We start from the raw sequence: 8,031 nt of genomic DNA on the forward strand, positions 1-8,031 counted from the left end.
CGATCAAGTACAAGTGGGGGATGTTCTAGCGGAAACTAAGTTAGTATCCACTAACGGCGGTTTGGTGCGTTTAGCCCCCAATAGCCGGGAAATCGATATCGTCACCGCTTCCGTGTCTTTGGATCAGGCCGAAGTAAAAGTAGAAAGCAGTGCCGGTCGGGAACAATTTATTATTCATACGGTCGATGGTCAACGCTTCCTGCTGAAAACCACTCCGGGGACAAAAGTACAGAATCATGCCATTGTCGCCGAGTTAATCGACGATCGCTATCAAACCCACACCGGCGGGATGATTAAATACGTCGATATCGAAGTCTCCAAAGGCAGCCGCAAACAGGGTTATGAAATCACCAAAGGCGGCACGATCCTCTGGATTCCCGAAGAAACCCACGAAGTCAATAAAGATATCTCCCTCTTACAGGTGGAAGATGGGCAGTATGTGGAAGCAGGGGAAGAAGTGGTTAAAGACATCTTCTGTAACTCTAGCGGTGTGGTGGAAGTCATCCAGAAAAATGACATCCTCCGGGAGATCATTGTCAAACCGGGGCTGTTATTTATGGATCTCGAACCGGAATCCTCCGGAATTGCCCAAGAACAGTTAATTTACCCCGGGACACAGTTGACTCCCGAAGTCACGATCGAGGAGTTACGGCAAGCGGAATGGGTGGAAACTAACGAGGGTTTGGGATTACTGCTGCGACCAGTACAGGAGTTCACCGTAGAAGACCAATCCACTTCTCCCACCCAGGGTTCCGCTAACCAAGAAGGAGGACGACATATCGAACTGCGATCGGTGCAGCGCATTTTCTTTAAAGACGGGGAAAGAGTTAAATCCGTCGAGGGTTGTCAACTGATCAGCACCCAATTAGTCCTAGAAATTTCTAGCGAAGAACCGGAATCGGTCTCCCATCTGACGGCCGATATCGAGTTAGAACCGATTGAGGACAGGGATTGTCAGCGTTTACAGTTAGTTATTCTCGAATCTCTGGTGCTGCGTCGAGATAGTGATAATGATCCTTTAGGGGGTAATATTCAGACTCGCGTTCTCGTCCAAGATGGCGATGAAATTCCACCGGGGGCAGTGGTGGCCAGAACCGAAATCCAGTGTAAGGAAGCTGGAGAAATTCGCGGGATTCGCAAGGGCAGCGAAGCGGTGCGCCGTCTTTTAATTGTGAGTGACCGTGACGAGTTTATTCTCCCGCTCGCTGTTGCTCCCACCGTCAAGGCCAGGGATCTGGTAATCGCCGAAGCTGAGATCGCTGCTGGAGTTTTAGCCCCCAATTCCGGTCAAGTGCTGGCCGTTGACAAAACCGCCACTGGCTATGAAATCCGTCTGCGTAAGGCCCGACCCTACCGAGTATCGGCGGGGGCCATTCTGCACATCGACGAGGGAGATCTGGTCCAACGGGGCGATAATTTGGTGCTGTTGGTGTTTGAGCGCTCGAAAACCGGGGATATCATTCAAGGTTTACCGAGAATCGAAGAACTGCTCGAAGCGCGTAAACCGAAAGAGGCCTGTGTCCTGGCACGCAAGCCGGGAGTTTGTCAAGTGGAGTACCAAGATTCTGAGATCGTCGATATTAAGGTGGTCGAGGATGACGGCACGATCAGTGAATATCCGCTTTTAGGCAGTCAAAACCCCCTGGTGAGCGATAATCAGCGTATCGATGCGGGTCAGGCGTTAACCGATGGTCAGGCTAATCCCCACGAGATTTTAGAGGTGTTCTTTAATTATTATGTGGATAGCTTGGGCAGTTACGAAGCGGCCTTAAAAGCCTTGGAAAAAACCCAGATGTTCCTCGTTGATCAGGTACAGTCGGTTTATCAATCCCAGGGGATCGATATTGCCGATAAACACATCGAAGTTATCGTGCGTCAGATGACCTCTAAGGTGCGGATCGATGACGGCGGCGATACCAGTATGTTGCCCGGGGAATTGTTGGAATTGCGACAGGTGGAGACGGTAAATGAAGCCATGTCAATCACCGGTGGGGCGGCGGCTAAATATACGCCTGTACTACTGGGAATCACCAAAGCTTCCTTGAATACCGATAGCTTTATCAGTGCCGCCTCCTTCCAAGAAACCACCCGCGTCCTCACGGAAGCGGCGATCGAAGGCAAGTCCGACTGGTTACGGGGTCTCAAGGAAAACGTGATTATCGGTCGTCTGATTCCGGCGGGTACTGGCTTTAATTCCCACGAAAACATGGCGGGGATCAGCGATTACGCCCCCCCAGAGGAGGAATATAACTACAACAACAATCGTGGTTATTACGCTGCCCCCAGCAGTCCCAGTTTCCCTCCTCGTCCCGGTTTCGGCGATAGTAGCGAGGATAGCGATATGATTCTTGACGATCAAACCGCTCGCGCCTACGCTGAGGGTGATGTGGTCGATTTAGAGGATGATGAAATGGCTTTCCTCTCCTCCCGCGGCAGCAGTCGCTTTAGTCGCCAACCCATCAGCGACAGCTGGTCAGAAGCCGATGAGGAAGGGGATGAGGACGATTTCGAGGGGGATTACGAAGAAGAATAATCGTCTGTAGATATCTTAAAAGGAGGAGTGGCCGGAAAAACCCTTGTTATTCTCCAAAAACCTCCTCCTTCTCTCCCCAAACTCCCTAGGGTTGGCTGAATAAATATGAAATATATAGCGTTTCTGATTCACAAGAGGTACATTCCCGATCCTGAACAGCTTAATCAGCAAAGGTTTAAGTGTGCCGCACAGATGCGAGAACCGCTATAGACGAGGTAAGGGTTTTAGGGTTTTGTTTTGCTCTCACAGGTGCAAGATTTTGAGAGAATCGTGGTTCAAAACCTTGCATCTTCATCGACCTGCGTCCTGTACGGGCGAAGCATTCGGGCATAACCTATCGCTGAAACCGTAGATTTCCTATCCGAATGCTTCGCCCCTACTTTTCCCGCTAACTCACCAGAGTTTGGCAATAAAAAAAGGCAGCCTTTCTTGTCAACCGGAAAGGAGACAAAGTAAGGATTTGAAGAATTTTCTCTCCAGTCGGGATGACAGGATTTGAACCTGCGGCATCCTGCTCCCAAAGCAGGCGCGCTACCAAGCTGCGCTACATCCCGAAGTAAACTCTTTTTTTAGTATAGCCTAAGAGCCGCATTCTTAATCGGGATACCAAAACATCCCTTTGATACCTTCGGGATCGAGAACAAAACCGAGACGACGATAGAAATCCACCACCTGCGGATCGGCGAAAAGAGTTATATTACTGATGTCCTCACCCCGCAACTTCCTGATCATAAATTTCATTAATGCTTTACCAAAGCCTTTACTTTGATAGTGAGGATGAACAACCACATCCCAGACTGTAGCATTAAAAGCGTGATCGGAAGTGGCACGAGCAAAACCCACTAAACGACGGCGATTACCTCGCACTTCCCACATCGACACGACTAAAAAACTACATTCGATCGCCTTTTTAACTTTGCGTAAAGGACGACGGGCCCAACCTACCGAGTCACAAAGTTCTTCTAACTCATATAGATCTAGCTCTCGATCAGTACTAAAAAACACTCGCGTCTGTCCGAGGTCATTCTGGGCAACCTCTACCAAGTCTCCCGAATAGTCAGGAGATGCAGTGACTTCCGAGCTATTAAACAATCTTTTCCAAAAAACCATGCCGGGGGGCTACTGCCTCAATATTGTCCTTTTAGCCTAGTATATTTTATTTTCCCCTCTCTAAGAACAATCGGGCCACTGGAGTCCAAATTTGATTGGTTGAGTACGGAGAGGGTGGGATTTGAACCCACGAACCATTGCTGGTTACTCGATTTCAAGTCGAGCGCAATCGACCACTCTGCCACCTCTCCAAGGCAGCCATACCTAATATCTTATCATTAGAACTCTTGCATAAATCAAAAAATTTTCCGCAAATGCAGGTAAAAGGGTTGCATATTATAGAATATAGGGTTAAGGGTTAAAATTTCCCCTTTCCCCCTTCCCCAATTTCTGCAAGAAGTCTATTCTAGTCAATTAGAGGCACAATTAGGGTTGGCTGAAAAAGTCTTTCCTGGCGGCAGGGTGTGGGGGTTTACCGATTTTCAGGGAAAAAGTACCTGAATTTCCCCCCCCCCTGATCACTCCTAGGCCTGGCACTTTTGGAGATCAAAAAAGTCTAAAAGTCTTAGCCAACAAGGTTTTTAGATTTATTCAGCCAGCCCTAATTAGGGGTTTCTGAGCAGCATTTTGGGCGGGCCGATCGGCCGAACCAATTCCCCTCACCATCCCCGCCAAGATGACCGACTTATTTGTTTAATTTCTGTAATTTTCGGCTTTCAAGGGGGAAAACTAAAATTAGAATGGGGAGGGGTGCCTTAAAATTGCTGTTTTGACGTATAATCACCTCAATAAAATTTAGAAGCTCCTAGAGTTGATAGTTTTAAACATTTCTGTGAGGAAAATGTATTTATTATGAGTTCAATTATTGAAATCGGCGACCACAAAATTAGCGATTCAGCGGTCTTGCCTCTTTTGGCAAAATATGGTATGTTACCCCAGTTAATCCGGGAAGTAATTATCGAGCAAGCGATTGCCGATATCACCTGCAATCCCGAAGAAAGAAACGCCGCCTATTCCCGTTTCTATCAAAATAATCAAATTGCCAACGATGAACAAATGAAATCTTGGTTACGACAAAACGGGATGGATTCCGAACAACTAGAATATCTAATTCTTCGGGACATTAAACTGGAAAAATTTAAACAGGAGACTTGGGATAACAAAGTAGAATCCTACTTCTTGCAAGTCAAAAATCAATTGGATAAGGTGGTTTATTCCCTGATTCGGACAAAAAATATCGGCATTGCCCAAGAACTATTTTTCCGGATACAGGATCGAGAAAATAGCTTCGCTGAACTAGCCAAAAAATACTCCCAAGGAGCAGAAGCAGAAACCGGAGGACTAATCGGACCTGTGGAACTGAGCACTCCCCATCCCCAGATTGGGCAAATTCTCAAAGCAAGTAAACCGGGGCAACTGTGGCCACCGACGCAAGTGGGAGAATGGGTCGTAATTGTCCGGTTAGAAAAATACTTATCCTGTGAACTGGATCCTCCCACCCGTCAACGCTTACGGAATGATTTATTCCAACAATGGTTAATGACTCAAATGCAAACAGTGAAATTTATCTCCGAATCAACCCCAGTCAATAGCGAGCAGGTATCGATTATATAGCATCCCTTGCCAAGCTGGGTAAACCCAGTCTTTTCGCTTAATTATTTGCCAACTTAGTCAATTTTCGCCTAGCTAATGAGTTACACCACTTTAGATTTTACCGCCTTTCTGGAGACCGTACAGCCCTTTGATCGCCTGCCCGTCGAGGTTAGACGTTCCCTCGGCCAGAAATTACAACCCTTTCGCTATGAGATGGGCAATGCGATCCTCAAGTGCGACCGCTTACCCTCCCACCTCGTCCTTCTCTACGAGGGAGAGGCCAGACTTTTGGGTTACGATGCTAGGGTTGACAATCCGTTGCCGGTTACTTTGGCTAAATTGCAGCCGGGGGATTTATTCGGGTGGATCAGTCTCCTGCGCGGTAGCCCCTGTGAAACGGTGATCGCTTCTTCGGAAGTCACTATCTGTTTAACCTTAAAACAAGAGGATTTTTGGTCTTTAATCAATAATTACCCCGAATTTAAGGAACATTTCTTTAAAGAAACCTCGATCGCTGAAGTTTATGCTCTCCTAGGCTCCTATCTTAATCAACAGGCCTGGGGTGGGGGGGACCTGAAAGAAATTGCTCAGGCTCTTTTAAACAAAGCTTGTGTGTCCTACAACCAGATTAACGATGATTATCTCTGGTTAGTCAGCGAAAATACCGATAATTATCCTATCGGCACAGTTATCACCCAGAACAATCCGACTAACACCCGCTTATTAGGTCTTTCCTCCGATCAGTTAGATGAATTCTTGACAGTGGAAACCGAAGCGGCTGCGGAAACAGAAACGGACGATATCTGGGAAACCCAAGTCATTAAGGGAAATAAACCCACCCAGGTATTAGATATCCCCCAAGGAAGAATCAGCGACATCACCAGCGATATCGACCTTGAAAAAACTGTCCAGAAAAACCGCAAATCCTATCCTTTTTTCGGGGGAAAAACGGAACTAGAGGCGGTGAGTGCCTGTTTTCAGATGATCTGCAAATATTTTAATATCCCCTTTCGCAAGGACGTGATCCAACGCATCCTAAGGGATCAACTGCAAAGAACCGGCAGCCTTTCCCTGCCCCTGTGTGGGGCTGTGGCCGAGTTAGTGGGACTCCATAGCCAATTAGTACCCCTAAATGCTACTTCCTTGCCCAATATCAACCCTCCTGCCCTAATTCGCTGGCAAGACAGCATCGTTATCCTCTACGAAATTAATCAACGGGAAACCACGATCGCCGTTCCGGAACGGGGGATAATTAAACGCAAAACCAGCGAATTTCTGGAATCTTGGGACGAAAAAGGGGAAGTAATTCTGCTCAAACCCACCAAACACACCCAGCAACAGCGTTTTGGCCTATCATGGTTTTGGCCTTCTGTCAAGAAACATAAACGAGTCTTAATAGAAGTTTTTATCGCTTCTTTCTTCGTGCAGTTATTTGCCCTGGCCAATCCCTTGATGATTCAGGTGATTATCGATAAAGTGATCGTGCAGAATAGCCCGGAAACTCTGAACACCCTCGGGGTTTTCCTCTTAGTAATTGCCGTTTTTGAGGGGATTTTAACCTTTTTGAGAACATCTCTTTTTGTCGATACCACTAACCGCATCGACATGACCCTCGGTTCAGAAATTATCGATCACCTGCTGCGCTTACCCCTGAAATACTTTGAACGGCGGCCAGTGGGGGAAATTTCGACAAGAATCAACGAATTAGAGAATATTCGGCAATTTTTAACAGGCACAGCCCTAACGGTGGTGTTAGATGCCATTTTCTCGGTTATCTACATCGTGGTTATGTTGATCTATAGTCCGATTCTAACCGTTTGGGCCCTGGGAGTCGTGCCGATTTTAGTTCTCTCCACAGCTATTTTCGCACCGATCGTGCGGCGACAACTGCGAGCAAAAGCGGAACGAAACGCCGAAACCCAATCCTATCTAGTGGAGGTGATGACGGGAATCCAAACAGTAAAAGCACAGAATATCGAATTGCGTTCCCGTTGGCAGTGGCAAGAACGTTATGCGCGCTATGTGGCCGAAGGTTTTCAAACGGTCATGACCTCAACTTTGGCCGGTTCCTTTAGTCACTTCTTTAACCAATTATCGGGTTTATTAGTGCTGTGGGTGGGAGCAGCCCTAGTTTTAGACGGAAAACTCACCCTTGGTCAATTAATCGCCTTCCGGATTATCTCTTCCTACGTTACCTCGCCGATTCTGCGTTTGACCCAACTCTGGCAAAACTTCCAAGAAACCGGCTTATCCCTAGAAAGATTGGCCGATATCGTCGATACTCCCCAAGAAGCGGAACTCGATCGCCAAAATATCCCCATGCCCTTAATTAAAGGCACTGTCACCTACGAAAACCTCGCTTTCCGCTTCAATCCCCACGGACCCCTGCAACTATACAACGTCAATTTAGAATTCCCCGCCGGCACTTTTGTCGCTTTGGTGGGAGAAAGTGGCGCCGGGAAAAGTACCATCACTAAACTATTAGCCCGTCTCTACGAACCAGAATCGGGACGGATTCTCATCGATGGCTATGATATCAACAAAGTGGAACTCTATTCCCTGCGTCGTCAAATCGGCATGGTTCCCCAAGAAACCCTATTATTTGATGGTACGGTACAGGAAAATATCGCCCTGACTAACCCCGATGCGACTGTGGAGGAAATCGTCTCGGCAGCGAGAGCAGCCGCAGCCCACGAATTTATTATGACCCTGCCCAATGGCTATAATACCCGCGTCGGTGAACGGGGGGCATCCCTATCGGGGGGACAACGACAACGGGTTGCGATCGCTCGTTCCGTCCTGCAAAGACCGCAAATTCTCATTCTTGATGAGGCCACCAGCGCCCTCGACTATAA

At 47.6% G+C, this 8,031-nt stretch carries 4 protein-coding genes and 2 tRNA genes; 3 read left to right on the forward strand and 3 right to left on the reverse strand.

What is annotated here, in order from left to right; all coding sequences use genetic code 11:
• A partial coding sequence (locus PX482_RS07865; RefSeq protein ID WP_288122285.1) for a DNA-directed RNA polymerase subunit beta'' occupies positions 1-2,533 on the forward strand: 2,533 nt, incomplete at its 5' end.
• Positions 2,534-3,013: 480 nt separating this feature from the next.
• Here the strand turns inward: PX482_RS07865 and PX482_RS07870 are convergent.
• From PX482_RS07870 to PX482_RS07880, 3 genes are all read right to left on the reverse strand, one after another.
• A tRNA-Pro gene (locus PX482_RS07870) sits at positions 3,014-3,087 on the reverse strand.
• Between the two features lie 40 nt (positions 3,088-3,127).
• Positions 3,128-3,643 (reverse strand): GNAT family N-acetyltransferase, encoded by a 516-nt coding sequence (locus tag PX482_RS07875; protein WP_002736326.1) that lies wholly within the window; start codon positions 3,641-3,643, stop codon positions 3,128-3,130.
• A 106-nt stretch (positions 3,644-3,749) separates the two neighbouring features.
• Positions 3,750-3,834: transfer RNA gene (locus tag PX482_RS07880), tRNA-Ser, on the reverse strand.
• A 601-nt stretch (positions 3,835-4,435) separates the two neighbouring features.
• On the opposite strand from PX482_RS07880, the gene PX482_RS07885 reads away from it, so the two are divergent.
• Entirely contained in the window at positions 4,436-5,197 is a 762-nt protein-coding gene (locus PX482_RS07885; RefSeq protein ID WP_288027432.1) for a peptidylprolyl isomerase, read from the forward strand.
• 75 nt (positions 5,198-5,272) lie between these two features.
• On the forward strand, positions 5,273-8,031 hold a 2,759-nt coding region (locus PX482_RS07890), incomplete at its 3' end, for a peptidase domain-containing ABC transporter (RefSeq protein WP_288122286.1).

It is taken from the genome of Microcystis sp. M53602_WE12, from assembly GCF_030065455.1.
GTDB lineage: Bacteria > Cyanobacteriota > Cyanobacteriia > Cyanobacteriales > Microcystaceae > Microcystis > Microcystis aeruginosa.